The 19,142-nt window shown below is 70.5% G+C and carries 7 protein-coding genes, 1 pseudogene and 1 riboswitch; of the genes and pseudogenes, 4 read left to right on the top strand and 4 right to left on the bottom strand.

Going from position 1 to position 19,142, the window contains the following annotated elements; all coding sequences use genetic code 11:
• Positions 1–136 precede the first annotated feature (136 nt).
• The 4 genes from GT354_RS26185 to GT354_RS26170 form a co-directional block, all read right to left on the bottom strand.
• Positions 137–1,063 (bottom strand): pyridoxal-phosphate dependent enzyme, encoded by a 927-nt coding sequence (locus GT354_RS26185; RefSeq protein ID WP_237535465.1) that lies wholly within the window; start codon positions 1,061–1,063, stop codon positions 137–139.
• Positions 1,064–1,202: 139 nt separating this feature from the next.
• The gene (locus tag GT354_RS26180) at positions 1,203–8,126 is read right to left on the bottom strand and encodes an amino acid adenylation domain-containing protein (RefSeq protein WP_346012177.1); all 6,924 of its coding nucleotides are present in this window, start codon (positions 8,124–8,126) and stop codon (positions 1,203–1,205) included.
• Positions 8,127–8,143: 17 nt separating this feature from the next.
• The gene (locus GT354_RS26175) at positions 8,144–9,154 is read right to left on the bottom strand and encodes an aldo/keto reductase (protein WP_202512304.1); all 1,011 of its coding nucleotides are present in this window, start codon (positions 9,152–9,154) and stop codon (positions 8,144–8,146) included.
• A 13-nt stretch (positions 9,155–9,167) separates the two neighbouring features.
• A complete protein-coding gene (locus tag GT354_RS26170) occupies positions 9,168–12,470 on the bottom strand; it encodes an amino acid adenylation domain-containing protein (protein WP_161358831.1) in 3,303 nt (1,100 codons plus the stop codon).
• A 123-nt stretch (positions 12,471–12,593) separates the two neighbouring features.
• Between GT354_RS26170 and GT354_RS26165 the strand changes: the two genes are divergently transcribed.
• The 4 genes and pseudogenes from GT354_RS26165 (at position 12,594) to GT354_RS56640 (ending at position 18,491) form a co-directional block, all read left to right on the top strand.
• A complete protein-coding gene (locus GT354_RS26165; protein ID WP_237535464.1) occupies positions 12,594–13,463 on the top strand; it encodes a hypothetical protein in 870 nt (289 codons plus the stop codon).
• Positions 13,460–14,569 (top strand): o-succinylbenzoate synthase, encoded by a 1,110-nt coding sequence (menC, locus tag GT354_RS26160; protein WP_161358830.1) that lies wholly within the window; start codon positions 13,460–13,462, stop codon positions 14,567–14,569. The genes GT354_RS26165 and menC overlap by 4 nt, the downstream gene beginning before the upstream one ends.
• Before the next feature lie 224 nt (positions 14,570–14,793).
• Positions 14,794–14,868, top strand: a riboswitch (S-adenosyl-L-homocysteine riboswitch).
• Between the two features lie 94 nt (positions 14,869–14,962).
• Positions 14,963–17,287: pseudogene (metH, locus tag GT354_RS56645) on the top strand (methionine synthase); the annotation flags it as partial.
• Positions 17,288–17,681: 394 nt separating this feature from the next.
• The gene (locus GT354_RS56640; RefSeq protein WP_346012178.1) at positions 17,682–18,491 is read left to right on the top strand and encodes a vitamin B12 dependent-methionine synthase activation domain-containing protein; all 810 of its coding nucleotides are present in this window, start codon (positions 17,682–17,684) and stop codon (positions 18,489–18,491) included.
• The last annotated feature ends 651 nt before the right edge of the window (positions 18,492–19,142 follow it).

The raw sequence follows: 19,142 nt of genomic DNA, 5'->3' as shown, positions 1-19,142 counted from the left end.
GACCGCGCCGGCGCGTCACGGCACCCCGGCGTCGAGTCCCACGGGTCGGCGCCGGGGCCGGGAACGCCGGAGCCGGGAACGCCGGACCCGGTTGCTCCGGGCCCGGCGTGTGTTGTGCGAGCGACCGCCACGGAGCTCAGCGGCCGGTCAGCAGGACGATCTGGTTCCCGCCGACCGCAGTGGTCCTGATATGCGCCAGCAGTCCGGCGAGCCCGGCGGAGCCCGCCGCCGTGACGTGAACTCCGCGGCTACCCAACAGGGCTTGGGCGGCGAGCAGCTCGCCGTCGTCCGCGGCGTGTACCGCGCCGCCCGAGTCGGCGATCGCGGTCAAGGTGTCGGGGCCGTGCAGGGCATGCCAGTTCACCAGGGGCTCGTTGTGCTCCGTCGTGACGACGTCGTGGCTCGACAGCGTGCGGTAGGGGCCCGGCCAGCTCGTCACGATCGGATTGTTGCCGGGGGAGCCGACCGCGTGGAGGGTCGCCGGCCATGCCAGGAGGCGGAGTTGGCGGTGGGCGGCGACGATCGTCGTGCCGTTGCCGACCGGTATCCACAAGGCCGCCGGAGCGCGGCCCAGTTCCCGGTGCAGGGCGTGCACGACATGTCCGTGACCGTCGAGGATCGCTTCCTTGCAGGGGCCGTCGACATTGCCGTCCAAAGCCCCCAACGCGTGGGCCAAACGGTGGGATTCGTCGACGGCGTCCTCGTAACCGCCTCGGACGAGCCGGATGTCGGCGCCCGCGGTCGCCGCGACGGCCCCGCCGTCGCTCCATTCGGCGGGCAGCACCACGGTGCACCGCAGGCCCGCCGCCACGCACGCGGTCGCCATCGCCCGCCCGTAACTGCCGCACGAGCCCACCACGATCCGGTCGTGTCCCTCGGCGACGGCGCGGGCCACGACCGCGCGGGCGGCGGGCTCCTTGTGGCTGCCGGAGGCGTAACGGGTCTCGTCCTTGAGGAAGACGCGGACGCCCGGCAGGAGGTCGTCCGCGGCGATCAAGGGGGTCAGGTACGGATCGGTGGGCGCGTCGGAGATCGGAGGCAGCACGTAAGCGTTTCCCTTCATCGGTGCGAGTGGCCGATCGGTGCGAGTGGCCGATCGGTGCGGGTGGCCGATCGGTGCGAACGGCTGATCGGTGCGGGTGGTGGCCGATCGAGTGCAGGCGGGCCGGTCGGCCGCGGGCCGACGATCGAATCCGGGCGGCTCATCCGGTCCGGGCGGCGAGCAGTTCGTCGGCTTCGCGCTGCAGGTCGTCGCGCGTGCCGATCTCCGCGGGCGGTATGGCGTCGGGCAGTTCGTCCTCGATCAGCCTCAGCCGGTCGCTGAACCAGCCGCGCACGGACCAGGCCAGTTGCAGCAGCCCACTGACGACGATCAGCAGGGCGAGGCCCCGTCCCGGGCCCTCGGATTCGAGCAGTGGCTGGACGAAACGTTCGGCCAGGGGACCGACGACCAGATAACCCAGCGGCATCGTCAGCATCATCAAGGTGATGAACAAGGACAGGACACGACCTTGCAGTTCGAACCCGACCTTGCTCTGCACGATCGCGATCCAGTGGCCTTCGGCAAGAGACTCGCCGAAGCCCACGAGGAACATTCCGGCGATGATCAGGGCCGGGACGGTGGAGATTCCGACCAGCACCATCGCGAAACTGCCGATGCCCATCGAGACGAGCATGCCGTGACTGCGCCGGGCGGTACCGCCCCACAGCCCCATCAGGACGCTGCCGGTGATCCCGCCGACGCCACCGGCACCCAGCGCCAGACCCAGCACCGAGGCCGACTGCTCGGCCAGCAGCATCGGCGTGATGACGGCGAAGCCCAGGGTGTAGAAGACGTGGTCCACGACGAAGAACCGCAGCGCGGCGCGCAGACCGGGGCGGCGGGTGATGTAGCGCCAACCGTTGCGGATCTCCGCGCCGAAGGTTTCCTCACGCACGCGGAACAACAGGTTCGGGAAGCGGACGGCAAGCAGCGTGAGTGCTCCCACGGCGAAGGTGCCCATGTCGACGAGGAGCACGCCCTCGATGCCGATCGGGCCGATCAGCGCGGCACCGAGCATGGGCGAGAAGACCAGCCCGACGCCGACGCCGAGTTGCCCGATACCGGCGGCGTGACCGAGGTATCGCTTCGGGACGAGCTGCGCGACCGCCGCGAGGTAGGCCGGCCGCTGGAACGCTCCGGCCACCGATGTCACCGACACGACCAGGTAGACGTGCCACAGACGCAGGCCGTCACTGTGCATGAGGATCACCAGCGCCGCCATCGAGAGACCGGCCGTGGTGTCGCTCGCCAACATCACCTTGCGGCGATCCCACCGGTCGGCGACGGCCCCGGCGACCGGTCCCACGAGGATGCCGGGAAGCAGCCCGATCGCGCTCACCACCGCGAAGGAGGTGAGCGAGCCGGTCCGTTCGAGCACCCAGATGCTCAGCACCAGGGTGCTCAACCCGCTGCCCATCATCGACAGGAGCTGCCCCAGCGCGACCACCGCGAACCTGCGCAGATCGGGTGCCGCCCCCGCCGGCCGGCTGCGCACCTCCTCGGAGGGCGGCCGCGGGGTGTCGGAGACGAAGTCTACCAGGGACTCGGCGAGGGGCTCCGCGTGGCTCTTGAGGAAGAAGTGCCCCGCGCGCGGCAGGACGGCGAGGCCCAGGTCGCCTTCGGTGAAGTGCCGCCATTCCTGGTGGCGTTCCTGATAGTGCTCGGTCACCCGGTCACGGGCACCGACGACCGTGAGCACCGGAGCCTTGAGCGGACGGTACGTCTGCCGGTACGCGGCGGTGAAGTACTCCTCGGCGTCGCGGGCGTCGTGCCGGACGTTGCGCAGTACGAAGGCCTCCTGCTCGTCGTCCTCCAGATCGGTGAAGCCGCCGCGAGCGCGCAGGTAGGCCAGGTATTCCCGGTCGGAGGTGAAGCGGTCCACCGGCACGTGCCGGTAGATCCAGTCGGCGAATCGTCCGGGCAGCCGGGCGGTCGGGAATCCCGCCCCGAGCGCGACCCCGGCCAGCAGCACGCCCGCGGCCTCGGCGCGCCGGGCCACTTCCACCGTGAGCGCGACGCCGAGGCAGTGCCCGTACAGCAGAACCGGTCCGTCGATCGTTCGCATCTCGTCGACGATGCGGTCGCAGACGACGGCGATCGGCTCCGGTTCCTCGTCGGGTCTGGCTCGGTCGTGGCCCGGCAACTCCACCGCCCGCAGCGCCCAATCCGCCGGGAGCGCGTCGGCGAGCGGCTGATAGGCGACGGCGCTGCCACCGGAGTAGGGCACCGCGACGACGGTGTGCCCGCCGGTCGCCTGGTCGGCGTCCGCGGCGGTGAGCCGGTGCAGCAGCCGCACATCGGCAGGCCCGCTCTCCGACCGCGCGTCGAGATGTGCGGCCAGTCGGCGGATGGTGGCGTATTGGTAGAACTCGACCAGCGACGGGGCAGGTTCGATGCGACGGACGACCTTGAGAGCCGAGAACGAGTCGCCGCCGAGGGCGAAGAAGCTGTCGTCGACGCCGGGTTCGGGGAGGCCGAGGACCTCCGCCCAGATCGCCGCGATCCGCTTCTCGGTGTCGGTCCGCGCGAGCGTCACGGCCGACGTGGGCCCTGCCCCCGAAGGGGCCGGCAGCGCCCGCCGATCCAGTTTCCCGTTCGGCGTCGACGGAAGTGCGGGCAGCGTGAGGATTCGGGCGGGGACCATGTGCGCGGGCAGACCCGCGGCGAGTATCTCGCGGTAGGCGGCCTCGTCGGCGTCCGCCCCGTCGCGGGTGACCACGTAGCCGATGAGTTGGGTGATGCCGCCGGACGGCCGGTGCGTGGCGACGGCGCACGCGGCCACCCGCTCCAGCGTGCCGAGGCGGGCCTCGATCTCGCCGAGCTCGATGCGGTACCCGTTGATCTTGACCTGGTCGTCGAGCCTGCCGAGGAAGTCGACCGTGCCGTCGAGGTGGAACCGGGCCGAGTCGCCGGTGCGGTACATCCGGGTGCCGGGTGCGCTGACGAACGGATCGTCGACGAACCGTTCGGCGGTCAACTCGGGCCGCTCGTGATAGCCGGGTACGACGCCGAGCCCGCCGAGATACAGCTCGCCCACCACGCCTGCGGGAACCGGTTGGCGGTGCACGTCCAGGATGTAGACCCGGTTGTTCGGGAAGGGCCGTCCGATCGGCAACGGCGCGTCGTCGGCGAGGTGTTCGACCGAGCCTTCGAAACACACGTTGTCGACGGTGACCTCGGTGACACCGTACGAGTTGACGACGCGGTTGCCCGGGCCGACGAGGCGCTTCGCCAGCTCGTACTCCTTGACGTGCCACTTCTCGCCGCCGCCGATCAACAAGCGGACGAACGACAGGTCCGCCCCGCTGCTCTCGGTGTGGTCGAGGAGCGCGCGCAGCACCGCGGGCACGAGTTCGGTGCAGTTGACGTTCTCGGTCTTCATCAGCGCGTGGAGACCGGCGGGGTCGAGCAGTGTCTCGCGCGGGGCGACCACCAGACGGCCGCCGCCCAGGTGTGCCCGAAGCGTTTCGCCCACGAACATGTCGAAGGAGAAGCTGGCCGCCTGAAGGTAGGTCCACTCCGGCCGCAGCCGGTACGCCTGTTGCCACATGCCGGCGGCATGGACGAGGTTGCCGTGCGTGACGACGACCCCCTTGGGCCTGCCGGTGGATCCCGAGGTGTAGATGACGTAGGCCGGATCGTCGGCCGAGGTGCACACGGGCAGATCGCCCACGTCCTCGGGAAGTTCCTCCCCCGGTCCTTCGGCGAAGCCTTCCGCGAGGTAGTCCGCGTTGATCACGACCGTCGGCCCGCTGTCGGCCAGCATGTAGTCCAACCGGTCACGAGGGTAGTCCGGATCCAGCGGCACGTAGGCGCCGCCGGACTTGAGCACCGCCCACATCGCGGTGAAGAGTTCGATGCCGCGAACCAGGTTGATCGCCACCCGGTGGCCCGGCCGAACCCCCTCCCGGCGCAGTCTTCGGGCGAGCCGGTCGGCCCGGCGATCGAGCTCCCCGTAGCTGATGGTGTCGTCGCCGACGGTGAGCGCGGGTGCGTCGGGCGTCGCGGCGGCGTGGCGCTCGAACAGCTGGTGTACGGCGGTGACTTCGGGGATCGGGGCGACGATGTCGTTCCAGTCGTCCACGATTCGGCGGCGCTCGCCGTCGGTGAGCATCGGCAGCCGGGTGACCGGCGTGCTCGTCCCGCCGGCCACGGCGCCGGCCCCGGTTGCCCCGGTCGCCGCGTCGAGGAGGGTCAGTAGATGGTCGAGGAACGCCTCGACGCGTGCGGCGTCGAAGAGTTCGGTGGCGTAGTCGGCGTTGAGGACCGCACCGTCGGCGGGGAAGTCCAGGCCGATCGTCAGGTCGACCATGGTCGCGGCCGGTGGCAGCTCGCCGGCATAGCGCAGGATCGGGTCGTCGGACGCCGGGGTGTTGTGCACGGTCAGCATGACCGGGCTCAGGCGCTTGGCACCACCGGACCGTGCGAGGGCGTCCACCAGATCGGGCAGCGCGAGCTGCCCGCGGTCGAGGTCGCCCAGGACGGCGTCTCGCACCCGCGCGACGAGTTCGGTGAACGGCGGATCGCCGGACACATCGCCGCGCAGCGGCAGGACGTTCAACGCGGGGCCGATCAGCGAGGCCGACTCACCGGTGGAGCGCCCGGCCACCGGTGCGAGCACGGTGACGTCGGTGCGCCCGGTGTACCGGTGCAGGACGGCCTGAAGCCCGGCCAGGATCACCATGAACAGGCTCGCCCGCTGCTCGCCGGCACAGGAACGCAGCCGGTCCAGCAGGTCGGGATCGAGCGGACGGCTGATGCGGGCGGCGGCGTACGAGGGGGCGGCCGGGCGGGGCCGGTCGGTGGGCAGTTCCAGGTCGAGATCGGCGCCGTCGAACCGCTCCTGCCAGTACGCGACGAGGGACGCGTCGTCCTTCGCGTCGGCGCTGCGGGCGGCGAGGTCGGGCACGGGAGTCGCCGGCGGCAGACCCGGGACGGCGTTCAGGTCCCCGCCTTCGCGCACGGCCCGGTACAGGGCGGCGAGTTCCCGCCCCAGCACACCTGCCGACCAACCGTCGAAGGCGAGGTGATGCACGATCACGACGAGGGTGTCGCCGTCCAGGAAGGCGTGTGCGATCGGGCCGTGCCGGACGTCGATACCCGCGCGGTCCGGCTCGCCCAGCGTCAGCGGGATCCTTGCCGCGGGCTCGACGACCATGCTCGGCTCGGTGCCGTCGTCGGGGAAGCGCGCTCGCAACAGCGGGTGCCGGCGGGACAGTTCGGCGAGCGCCGTGGTCAGCGCCGCGACATCGACCGGTTCCGCCCAGCGATACCGGATGCCCAGGGTGTACACGGGCAGATCGGCGCAGAGCTGCTCGGCGATCCAGTAGTCGCGTTGCATCGGACTCGGCTTGTGGGGGATTCCTTCGGTGAGCGTGGCCGTGGGAGGTCCGGCCGTCGCGCCGGCCGCCCCGCTCGCGCCGTCGATCAGTTCGGCGAGCGCGGCGACGGTCGGGTCCGCGTACCACCGGGTGAGGGTCAGCTCCCCGCCGTGCCGCAGCCGCAGGGCGGCGATCAGGCGTACGGCGTCCAGGGAATCGCCGCCGAGGGTGAGAAAGTCGTCGGTCGCGCTCGTGACGGGGACACCGAGTATCTCCCGCATCAGCGTGGCCGCGCTTTGGTCGGCCCCGGTGAGGGTGACGTCCGCGGCGTGCTGCTGCGGCACCTTCGCGGCGAGGGCCGCCTTGTCGATCTTTCCTTGCGGATTCAGCGGGAACTGTGGGTGCCGGATCAGGGCGGCGGGGACGAGGTGGGCGGGCAACAGGTCGGCGAGGGCGCCGCGTACCGTCGCGAGGTCGGTCGTGGCCTCGGTGATGACGACGTGGCCGATCAGCTTGGCGCGGCCGGTCCGCTCGTCGACGAGCACCACGGCGTCGGTGACGCCGTCGAGCGTGCGCAGCGTTGCCTCGACCTCCGCCGGTTCGACGCGGTGCCCCCGGATCTTCACCTGGTCGTCGAGCCGTCCCAGGAACTCGAACTGCCCGTCGGCGGACCGGCGGACGCGGTCGCCGGTGCGGTATTCGCGGCCGTGGCCGGGCGTCGTGACGAACCGCTCGGCGGTCAGCTCAGGGCGGTTCAGATAACCGTCGACCACCCCGATGCCGCCGATCAGCAACTCGCCGTCGTCGCCGATCCGGCAGGTCACGCCCGGGTGCGGAAGGCCGATCGGGACCACCTCTCCCGACCACTCGGTCACGTCCGCGGCCGTGGCGCCCACGGTGGTCTCGGTGGGGCCGTACGTGTTGAACAGCCGGGCGGCGCCGCCCACCGCGGCCTGCCAACGGCGTACCGCGTCGGGCCGCGCGGTCTCGCCACCGATGATCACGCACCGCACGCCGGCCGGGAGCGCGGTCTCGCCCCGGTCGAGGGCGGCGACCAACTGGTGCCAGTACGCGGTCGGCAGGTCCAGGACGGTGATCCCGAGCGCGTCGCAGCGCGCGAAGAACAGGTCCGGCCTGCTGATCATGTCGTCGTCGCGCAGCACCAGGGTGGCGCCCCGGAGCAGCGGGCAGAAGATCTCCTCGACGCTGGTGTCGAAGCTCAGCGACGCGAACTGCAGGATCCGGTCGCCCTGCGCGAAGGCGAACCGATCCGCGAACGCCGCGGTGAAATCGCGCAGTTGCCGACGGCCGACGAGGACGCCTTTCGGCCGGCCCGTCGAACCGGAGGTGAAGATGACGTACGCGGGATCGTGTTGCGGCACGCTCTCGTCCAGCGGCCGCACACCGTCGGCCGTGATCAGCGCGCGCGGCCGGGTCTCGTCGATCATCAGGGCCAGGCGGGCCGCCGGATAGACCGGGTCGAGCGGTACATACCCGGCTCCGGCGCGCAGGACCGCGAGGACGGCCACGATGGCGTCCCGGCCGCGCGGCAGCTCGATTCCGACGAGATCGCCGCGCCGAACGCCCGCGTCGGCCAGCCGGTTCGCCATCTGGGCGACCAGGCCGAAGAGGCTCTCGTAGTCCAGTTCGCCGTTCGCGTCGGCCAGCGCCACCGCGTGCGGTGTGCGGACGGCTTGCGTGGCCAGGGACGACCAGACGTCGCCGTCCACTGTGGAGGGCGGCGTGTCGTGGGTTCGGATCACCCGGATCTCCTCGGTTCTCACATCGACCAGTGCGTCGGTCGCCGGTCCCAGCGATGGGCGCGCACGGCTTCGAGCAGCTCCGGCGGCATCGGCGCCGATCCGGACACGCGCAGGTTCGACCGCACGTGCTCGGGGCGGCGCATGCCCGGGATGACCACGGAGACGGCGGGGTGGTGCAGTACGAAACGCAGCGCCAGTTCCGGCAGGGTCGAGCCGTCGGGCACGAGGGCGCGCAGTGCGTCGACGCGTTCGACGGTGGGTGGCAGGTTCTCCGGTCCGAAGTAGACCGCTCGCCAGTCGTCGGGCGGGAACGTCGTGTCGGCGCTCAGGTTCCCGGTCAGGGAACCCTCGTCGAAGGGGACCCTGGCGATGATCGCGATGTTCTCTTCGATCGCGCGGGGAAACAACTCGTCCTCGGGGGCCTGGTCGAAGATGTTGTAGATGACCTGGATCGAGTCGACCAGCCCGGTGTCGAGCGCGGCGAAGCAGTTCGTCGGCTCCCAGCGATTGACGCTGATGCCGAATCCGTCGATCAGACTCTGCTCCTTGAGCAGGGTGACGGCCCGCTGCCAGCCGGGATCCGCGGCCCAGCGGTCCTCCCAGACGTGGAACTGGAGAAGGTCGATCCTGTCGACGCCGAGGTTGTCCAGGCTGCGCCGCGTGTAGTCGAGGACGTGATCGAGCGGGAAGACGTCCTCGACGGTGTCCTGCGGGCGCGGGGGCCATTCCCGGTTGAGCGGCGGAACCTTGGTGGCCAGCCGTATCCCGGCGCCGGGACGGCGATCGCGCAGTTCACCGAGCAGACTCTCGGACTTGCCGCGCCCGTAGGCCCAGGCCGTGTCGAAGAACGTACATCCCATGTCCACGGCCAGATCCAGGGCGTCCGGGGCGATGTCGTAGTTCCACCCGGTGAATCCCCCCGGACCGCCGCCGATTCCCCACATGCCGTAGCCGACTTCGCCGACCTTCCAGTCGAGCCGTCCCATGGTGCGCAGCCGCATCGGCGCGTCCGGCTCGTTACCTACCATCGGTCGCTCCACGTCATGCACCGATAGGCTCCTTCGGGCGGGTGTTCGATGTGCTGAACAGGGCGGGGTTGTCCTGGAGAAGGTTTTCGAGCACTTCGCGAAGGTCCGCCTCGTCGTCGCCGCGGTCACCGGCGCGGTGCTCGACGATCGCGAGCAGCATGCCCAGTTCGGCGTCCCCGGCCGCCGCGGCGGCGCGCAGCAGGGACAGGAAACGCGAGCAGGAAACCCGGTTGGCGCGCGCGTCGGCCAGTTCGTCGAAGCGCACGGTGCCCGGGCTGAAGACGTGCGCGGCACGTCCGTGCAGCGCCGGGTTTCGGATCGCCTCGCAGATGGTTCGCGCGATCGTGTCGACCGGGCTGTAGTCCGAGCGGATCGTCGCCCGGGGCACCGATCCCAGCTGTTCGAAGGCAGTGAGCAGCAGGTGGGTCAGCGCGGTCGGATTGGGTACGGCGGCATCGACGGCGGGCATGACCTCACCCAGGCGCAGCACCGTCACGGGCAGATCGACGGCGGCGCTCACGAGCCGCTCGGCCACCCATTTCGACAGGCTGTAGCCGCTCGACGGTGGGGTCACACCGGCGATGTCCACGCTGTCGGGCACCGGGCGGCCGCCGGCCAGCGCGTGGTCGTGCAGGACGCCGAGGGTCGAGATGTAGTGCAGCGGGATGCCGCCGGCGTCCCGGGCGAGGCGGATCGTCTCCGCGGTGCCCAGCACGTTCGGCTCGCGGTGCATGCGGTAGTCGTACAAGAGGTTGACCAACGCCCCTCCGTGGACGATCAGGTCACACTCGTGCGCGAGCGCGCTCCAGCGGGAGGCGGTCAGCCCGAATCCGGGCCGGGCCAGATCCCCGGCGACCGCGATGATCCGTTCGGCGTACCCGCTGTGGTCCAGGTCCTGCGCGGACAGGGCTGCCGAGAGACGTTGCCGCGCATGGGAATCGTCGCGGCCGCGGGTCAGACAGAGCACCGTCAGGTCGGTGCTTTCGAGGAGTTCGTACAGCAGCCGGCTACCGACGAACCCCGTCGCGCCGGTGAGCAGCACCGTGCGCGGTGCCCGGCTTCGCCGCTCGCGACGAGGCGCCGGTATCGCCATGAGGGCGGCGAGGTCGGCGGCGACCAGCTCGGCCGAGGACGGGACACGCTCGCGCCCACGCCGCGCGATCAGCTGACGCAAAGCGGTCGCCGTCGGATGATCGACCATGTCTCGGACCCCGATGTCCATCCCGAACCGGTCGCTCAGCTCCAGCGCGGCCGCAACTGCCTGCAGTGAGTTTCCTCCCGCGGCGAAGAAGTCGTCGTCGGCCGCGAAGTCCGGGCGCCGCAGCGCGACTCGCAGGATGGCCAGTACGGGATCGGCGCCGGTTGCGGGCAGCGGGGAGTCGGGCTGCTCGACCCGGGCCGCGAGTCGCCGCCGGTCGATCTTTCCCGCCTCGGTCAACGGCATCTCGTCGACGATCACGACGCGTCGCGGCACGCCGGTACGAGGCAGCCTGGCCCGCAGATGTGCGAGCACCGCCTCTTCGCTCGCCGTTCCGGTGGTGACGAGGACCAGTTCGCGGCTCTCGGCGGACCCGGTGACCAGTGCGACGGCCTGCCGAACTCCGGTGCAGGCCAAGGCGACGTTCTCGATCTCGCCCGGCTCGACGCGTACCCCGCCGATCTTGATCTGATGGTCGACGCGTCCGCCGAAGTGGAAGCGTCCCTCGGTGTCGAGGCGCCCGAAGTCACCGGTGCGGTACATCCGCCCGAAGGACGGCGAACCGTAGAAGCGCTTCGCGGTGCGGTCGGGCTCACCGTGATATCCGGCGCCGACGCAGGCGCCGCCGATGACGATCTCTCCGGTCGCTCCGGGCGGCAGGGGCCGCCCGTCGACGTCGACGACCACGGCGAAACAGTTGTCGATCGGCCGTCCCAACGGGATGTCGTCGCCGTCCTCGGCCGTCACCTCGTGGAAGATCATGCCGATGGACGCCTCGGAGGGCCCGTACGCGTTGCTGACGCGCAGACCCGGCAGCAACTCCCGCAGGGCCTGCACGTCCTGCGCATTGATCTGTTCGCCGCCGACCACGATGTGTCGCAGCGATCGCAGCCGCTCGACCGTCGCCGGTCGGCGTCTGAGCAGGGTCGACAGTGCGCTCAGTACCGCCGGTACGAAGTCGGTGACGGTCACGGCGTGGGTGTCGATGAGGTCGATGGTGTGCTGCAGGTCGAGATGCTCACCGGCGGTGGGCACCACCGTCGCGCCACCGGTGGTCAGCGGCCAAAACAGCTGCCAGAAAGCCGAATCGAAGGTGTGTCGGGTGTTCTGCAGGACCACTTCGCGCTCCGGTGGCGTACCGAACCAGCGGTTCATGAACGCCAGTCGGTTCGCCAGGCCGCCGTGCAGGTTCACCGCGCACAACGGCGTGCCTGTCGTGCCGGAGGTGTACACCCCGTAGACGACGTCGTGCGACGCCGGGCCGGCCCGGTCGGGCGGGTCCGGCGGGCCGTCGAACGCGATGGGCCCGTCGTGCTCGGCGAGTTCGACCCGGACCGCGCGGTCGCGGTGGGCGGTGGGAACGGCGGCCGGGTCGGTGCACAGCACCGCGGGAGCGTCGAGGAGATCGAGGGTGTGCGCGATCCGCTGCGTTGGCCAGCGGGGGTCGATCGGTACGTAGCCGACCCCGGCGGTCATCGCGGCGGCCCACGACACCGGCAGAGCCAGGCCGTCCGCGACGAGGATGGGCAGCAACGTGTCGGAGTTCGGTGCCACGGCACGGATTTGGGCGGCCAGCGCGGTGGTGTGCGCGACGAACTGCCGGTACGTCAGCGTTCCGTCGGCGGCGTACACCGCCACCGCGTCCGGAAGGGACCGACGGACGGCCAGAATCTGCTCCGGGACACTGCGGTAGGGACCGTGGTCCACGCGTGTTCCCGCGAGCGGGCCGAGCACCGCCGACTCGGTGTCCGGCGACAGTGCGGCGGCCGCGCCGAGATCCAGGTCCGGATCGGCCAGCACCGCGGCCAGCAGTTCGGTGTGCATCTCGGCGACCGCCGCCGCGGCCCGTTCCCACGCATCGCCGGGAGGGCAGTGGAATCGGACCGACAGTCGACCGTGAGAGTCGATCCGTACGTGCATGGTGGGCCCGGCGTCGTCGTCGGACGCGTCGCGGCTGTGTACGGCAACAGCCCCGTCATCGCTCGTAGTTGCGGACAAAACCAGTTCGCGGCCCAGCCGTCGGGCGACTTCCGCCAGGGCCCGGAGCGCGGCGTCCGCCAAGGAAATCTCGGGACCGAGAAGGACGGGACGCCGATGGCTCCGCCGACTGAGGTTCATGCCCTCAAGCTAGGTTCGCCAGGAATCCTTTGAGTTACCGGGAGTTGGCACCCACCCGACGATGATCTTAACGATGATCGCGATTGCCCTACCGCGCCCGATCGTTGTCGATAATGGCGAGTCATGGACATCGATGGTGCGGCAGAGCAGGCACGAGCGAGCGCCACGAGCGCCGCGAAGAGATCCGGCATACGGATCCGGGCGCTGGATTCGATGGCGAGCAGCCACGCCTGCGCGCGATTCCTCGGCGAGGTGTGGCAGACCGATCCGGACCGTCCGCCCCTGGCCGCCGACGTCGTCAAGGCGATGGCCGACGCGGGGAGTTACGTGGTGGGTGCGTTCGACGACGCGGACGACGACCGGCTGGTCGGAGCGTGCATCGGCCTGTGGGGCCCACCCCGCCGGGCCGGGATGCACAGCCACATCGCGGGCGTGCACGCCGCCGCCCGCGGACGCGATGTCGGCTACGCGCTCAAACTGGATCAGCGGGCGCACGCCCTGGAGTACGGCGTCGATCGGATCACCTGGACCTTCGACCCGCTCGTCGCCCGCAACGCCCACTTCAATCTGCGCAAACTCGGTGGCACGGCGGACACTTACCTGCCCGACTACTACGGAACGCTGCCGGACGGGCTGAACCACGCCGACGAGTCGGATCGGCTGATGCTGCGCTGGGATCTGCGCGGCGAGCGGGCCGTGGCGGCATGCGACGAGAAAACCGGGCCCGAACCGGAGCCCGCCCGGCCGACTGTGCGGGTACCGTCGGCCGGCGACGACGATCGACCGGTGACCCGGCGGACCCAGGACGGGACGGTGCTGGTCGCCGTACCGCCCGACATCGACCAACTGCGCATTCGGCAGCCGTCCGTCGCCCGGGACTGGCGCCTGCGCCTGCGCGGCACCCTGGGCGCCCTGTTGGCCGACGGTGCCCGATTGGTCGACTTCGACCGGGCGGCGTGTGGTTACGTTCTCACCCGAGGCGAGGAACGATGAGGATCGAGCGCGTCGTTCTTCGACGCATCTCCCTGCCGCTGGTCGCCCCCTTCCGCACGTCACTGGGCATCGAATACGAGCGCTCGGCGCTGCTGGTGCAGGTGTGTACATCGGACGCCGAGGGATGGGGCGAGTGCGTCGCCGGGGCCGACGCGAGCTATTCCTCGGAGTACGTCGAGGGCGCCGAGGACGTCCTCGTGCGGCACCTGGTGCCCCCGCTGCTGGCCGCCGAGTCCGTGACCGCCCATACCGTGGCGCCCCTGGTCGCCGCGGTCAAAGGCCATCGAATGGCGAAGGCAGCGCTCGAGATGGCGGTTCTGGACGCCGAACTGCGCTCCGGTGGCCGGTCGTTCGCGGCCGGCCTGGGCGCCGTCGCCGACCGCGTCCCCAGTGGGGTATCGGTAGGAATCATGGACTCGGTGCCGGAACTGATCGACGCCGTGGCGGGCTACCTGGCCCAAGGCTACCGACGGATCAAGCTCAAGATCGAACCCGGCTGGGACATCGCGCCGGTTCGCGCGGTCCGTGAACACTTCGGTGACGACACACTCTTGCAGGTCGACGCGAACGCCGCCTACTCGCGAGCCGACGCCCGACACCTCGCCCGACTCGACGCCTTCGACCTCCTGTTGATCGAGCAACCGCTCGACGAAGAGGACCTGCTCGGACACGCCGCTCTCGCCCGGAGCCTGCGCACGCCGATCTGCCTCGACGAATCGGTGGTTTCGGCCCGTTCCGCCGCCGACGCCATCGCGCTGGGCGCCTGCCACATCGTCAACATCAAACCGGGGCGCGTCGGCGGCTACCTGGAGGCCCGTCGGATCCACGACGTCTGCGCTGCCTCCGACATCCCGGTGTGGTGCGGCGGAATGCTCGAAACCGGCTTGGGTCGAGCCGGCAACGTGGCGCTGGCCGCGCTGCCGAACTTCACGCTACCGGGCGACATTTCGGCCTCGGACCGCTACTTCGACACCGACATCACCGAGCCGTTCGTCCTACGGGACGGACACCTCGCGGTACCGGCGGGCCCCGGCCTGGGCGTCGCACCGCTCCCCACCGTGCTGGCCGAGGTCACCACGACGGTGAACGAACTACGCCGAGACTGACCGCCGAGGGACACCACACCCCAACGCCACCGAACAGCCGCGCTGCGGGTACGGGGGCCCTCCCCGTACCGCGCAGCCCCCAGGCCGCCCACGGCTTCGTCGCCACCACGCGGTTCCGACGCCGGACCCGGATTCGACTTCTGCCCGGCTTCGACATCGAAGGCGAAGGGGCCAAGGGGATCAACTCCATGCGGATTCCGGCCTCCCTTCGCTAGGGTTGCCCCACGGCCGAGAGGCGCTGCGACGGGTCACGGCCCGCCACGCTCGGCCCGTGTGACGATCAAGGGCGCCTCCCGACACGTGGGAGGTGGGCTGGTGGAAAGATCGTCGGATACCAGGTTGCGGGAGTTGCTGGAACAGCGGGTCGTGGTGCTGGACGGTGCCTGGGGCACCATGTTGCAGGGGGCCGCACTCACGGCCGACGACTACCGGGGCGGCTTGAGCACGGCGGACCACCCGAAGGACGTCACAGGTGATCCCGACCTGCTCAATCTGACCCGGCCGGACGTCGTCCTCGACGTGCACCGGCAGTACCTGGCGGCCGGCGCCGACATCACCACCACCAACACCTTCACCGCGACGAGCATCGGGCAGGCCGACTACGGGCTCGAAGGTCTGGTCGGTGAGATGAACGTGCAGGGTGCCCGGCTCGCCCGACAGGCCGCCGACGAGTTCGGTGGGCGCTTTGTCGCCGGCTCGGTCGGGCCGCTCAACGTAACCCTGTCGCTGTCCCCGAAAGTGGAGGACCCCGCTTACCGGGCCGTCTCCTACCAGCACGTATTCGACTCCTACGCCGAGCAGTTCCTGGCCCTCCGAGAGGGCGGTGTCGACCTCCTGCTGATCGAGACGATCTTCGACACGCTCAATGCCAAGGCTGCCATCGCCGCCGCCCGCGAGGTCACCCCCGATCTGCCCCTGTGGATCTCGGTGACCATCGTCGACCTCAGCGGGCGGACTCTCTCGGGCCAGACCGTGGAGGCGTTCCGGAACTCCGTCGAACACGCGAATCCCTTGGTCGTCGGCCTCAACTGCTCCCTCGGCGCGGACGAGATCCGCCCGCACCTGGCCGATCTCGCCCGCCTGGCCGGCACCCATGTCGCGTGTCACCCCAACGCGGGCCTGCCCAACGCTTTCGGTGGTTACGACCAGACACCCGAGGAAACGGGACGGCTGCTCGGCGAGTTCGCCGCCGCCGGCATGGTCAACATCGTCGGCGGCTGTTGCGGTACCACCCCGGCGCACGTCGAGAGAATCGCCGGCGCCGTCGCGGGCCTGCCGCCGCGCGCCGTCCCGCAGGCCATGCCCGCCACCAGGTTCAGCGGCCTCGAACCCTTCGAAATCGGACCCGACACCGGCTTCGTGATGATCGGTGAACGCACCAACGTCACCGGTTCGGCGAAGTTCCGCAAACTGATCGAGGCCAACGACCACCAGGCGGCCGTCGCCGTCGCCCTGGAACAGGTCCGCGGCGGTGCGAACCTGCTGGACGTCAACATGGACGCCGATCTGCTCGACAGCGAGCAGGCGATGACCACCTTCCTCAATCTCGTCGCGACCGAGCCCGAGGCCGCCCGGATCCCGATCATGCTCGACAGCTCCCGCTGGAGCGTTCTGGAAGCCGGACTCAAGTGCGTCCAGGGCAAGGGAGTCGTCAACTCGATCAGCCTCAAGGAAGGCGAGGAGCCCTTCCGCGAACAGGCCGCGACGATCAAGTCCTACGGCGCCGGCGTCGTCGTGATGGCCTTCGACGAGCACGGCCAGGCCGACACCACCGAACGCAAGGTCGCGATTTGTGGCCGCGCCTACGACCTGCTCACCCGACGGGCCGGGATCGCCGCCGAGGACATCGTCTTCGACCCCAACGTCCTGGCCGTCGCCACCGGCATCGCCGAGCACAACGGTTACGCCAAAGCCTTCCTCGACGCCCTTCCGCTGATCAAGGAGCGCTGCCCCGGCGCCCGCACCAGCGGCGGCATCTCCAATCTGTCCTTCGCCTTCCGCGGCAACGACATCGTCCGCGAGGCCATGCATTCGGCGTTCCTGTTCCACGCCGTCGCCGCGGGCCTGGACATGGGCATCGTCAACGCCGGCCAACTCGCCGTCTACCAGGACATCCCCGCCGAGCTCCTGGAGGCGGTCGAAGACGTGATCTTCGACCGACGGCCGGACGCCACCGACCGGCTGGTCACCCTCGCCGGGACGGTCACCGGCTCCGGCACCCGCCGTGAGGTCGACCTGTCCTGGCGCGACGCCCCGGTCGAACAGCGCCTGGCCCACGCGCTGGTGCACGGCATCGTCGACTTCATCGAGGACGACACCGAGGAGGCCCGGCAGCGGGCGGCTCGTCCGCTCGACGTGATCGAGGGCCCGCTGATGGACGGCATGAAGATCGTCGGTGATCTGTTCGGCTCCGGCCGGATGTTCCTGCCGCAGGTCGTCAAGAGTGCCCGGGTGATGAAGCGGTCCGTCGCCTGTCTGGAGCCCTACATCGAGGCCGCCAAGGATGCCGCCGAGACCGCACGCGGCAAGGGCAAGGTCGTACTCGCCACCGTCAAGGGGGACGTCCACGACATCGGCAAGAACATCGTCGGTGTGGTGCTCGGTTGCAACAACTACGAGGTCGTCGACCTGGGCGTGATGGTCCCGGCCGCCACCATCCTGGACACCGCGATCGCCGAGGGTGCCGACGCCATCGGTGTGTCGGGCTTGATCACCCCCTCGCTGGACGAGATGGTCGCCGTGTCGAGCGAGATGCAGCGCAGGGGGGCTGAAGATCCCGCTGCTGATCGGCGGCGCGACCACCTCGCGCCGGCACACGGCCGTCCGGATCGCACCCGCCTACGACCACACCACCGTGCACGTCCTCGACGCCTCCCGCGTCGTCGGCGTCGTCGCCGACCTGTTGGACGCCACCCGCGCCGGCGTACTGGACGCCGAGAACCGCACCGAGCAGGCCCGTCAACGCGAACTGCACGAGGCCCAACGGAAGCAGCCCCTGCTCACCCTCGGCCAGGCCCGGGCCAACTCCGAGCGGGTCGACTTCACCGAACTCCCGGTCCCGGCCTTCACCGGCGTCCGCACCGTTCGGCCTGCCCTCGCCGAACTCCGCACGATGATCGACTGGCAGTTCTTCTTCCTTGCCTGGGAGCTCAAGGGCAAGTACCCCGCCATTCTCGACCGGCCCGTCGCGCGCGAGCTGTTCGACGAGGGCAACGCCCTGCTGGACAAGATCATCGAGGCTGGGCAACTCCGGGCACACGGTGTATACGGGTTCTGGCCCGCCCACTCCCACGGCGACGACATCGTGCTCGACGATGCGCGTTCGGGTGTGCGCTTTCCGATGCTCAGGCAGCAGACCGCCAAGCCCGAGGGCCGCGCCAACCGCTGCCTCGCCGACTACGTGGCGCCCGAAGGCGACCACATCGGCGGTTTCGCGGTCTCCATCCAGGGCGCCGAGGCCCTGGCCGCCTCCTTCGAGGCCGACCACGACGACTACACGTCGATCATGGTGAAGGCGCTCGCCGACCGCCTCGCCGAGGCCTTCGCCGAGTACATCCACCTGCGGGCACGTCGCGACTGGTTCGAGCCCGACGCCGCCCCCGAATCGGTGGATCTGCACGCCGAGCGGTTCCGCGGCATCCGACCGGCCCTCGGCTACCCGGCGAGCCCCGACCACAGCCTCAAGAAGGAGTTGTTCGACCTGCTCGAAGCGGAAAAAATCGGCATGGGCCTGACGACGTCGTTCGCGATGACCCCTGCGGCCGGGGTCAGCGGACTGTTCTTCGCCCACCCCGACGCGAAATACTTCACCGTCGGACGGATCGGGCTCGACCAGACCGAGGACTACGCCCGCAGGCGCGGCATGGACCGCCGAGCGGCAGAGTCCTGGCTCGGGCCCAATCTCGCCTACGACCCCAGGTGATCCGTCGGCGCGCCCACGGGAGCCGCGTGAGCGGCCCCGAGCACTCGGCGGCGGTTTCGGGGACTCGGGGCCCGACTCGCGCGTAGCGGCACCGGCGAGTCGTGCGGTGTGGATGGCGTCGCCCGCGTCGACGCTCCCCGGCCGACGGGGGCAGCTCCCGCTGATCGCCGGAGTGATCGGTGCGGGCATCGGCCTTGCACGGATGCAAGCCCGCCGCCGGCGGCGCGACGGCCGAGGATTCGGCCACGTGATCCACCGCGACCCACCCCGCACCAACCAGGTGTCCCCACCCGCGGAGACGCCCGCGACCCCGATGCCCGGCCCCGCCCGTCCGGGGCTCGGCAACGGTGTGTCCACCGTGCCCGTACGCGAACTCGGCGGTGCTCGCGATCCCAGGCGCCGGGGGCCCCGACACCCACCGGGATGCCGATCGACGTCGCCGGTGCGGGGGCGTGGCCGCGCGTGTGCCGGGCCTCGTAGGGTGTGCGGCATGCCCAGGACGGACTTCGCCTCCGCGTGGAGCGAGGAGGAGATCGGCCGCCTCGCCGACGCCGCCCTCGCCGAACTCACGCGCCGACTCGCCACCCGCGTCTTCGCACCCACCGAGGAGACGGGGGACGACGACGCCCTGGGCCGGCCGCGTTCGCCCTC

It is taken from the genome of Streptomyces sp. SID3343 (assembly GCF_009865215.1).
In the GTDB taxonomy this organism is placed as follows: Bacteria; Actinomycetota; Actinomycetes; order Streptomycetales; family Streptomycetaceae; genus Embleya.
The sequence above is the reverse complement of the archived record's forward strand: the minus strand, read 5'-3'. Positions and strand labels throughout refer to the sequence as shown.

What these genes read in the sequence shown, in the direction of transcription:
- GT354_RS26175 (WP_202512304.1), bottom strand. Translation starts at nt 9,154, where the DNA reads ATGGTAGGTAACGAGCCGGACGCGCCGATGCGGCTGCGCACCATGGGA.
- GT354_RS26185 (WP_237535465.1), bottom strand. Translation starts at nt 1,063, where the DNA reads ATGAAGGGAAACGCTTACGTGCTGCCTCCGATCTCCGACGCGCCCACC.
- menC (WP_161358830.1), top strand. Translation starts at nt 13,460, where the DNA reads ATGAGGATCGAGCGCGTCGTTCTTCGACGCATCTCCCTGCCGCTGGTC.
- GT354_RS56640 (WP_346012178.1), top strand. Translation starts at nt 17,682, where the DNA reads ATGATCGACTGGCAGTTCTTCTTCCTTGCCTGGGAGCTCAAGGGCAAG.
- GT354_RS26170 (WP_161358831.1), bottom strand. Translation starts at nt 12,470, where the DNA reads ATGAACCTCAGTCGGCGGAGCCATCGGCGTCCCGTCCTTCTCGGTCCC.
- GT354_RS26165 (WP_237535464.1), top strand. Translation starts at nt 12,594, where the DNA reads ATGGACATCGATGGTGCGGCAGAGCAGGCACGAGCGAGCGCCACGAGC.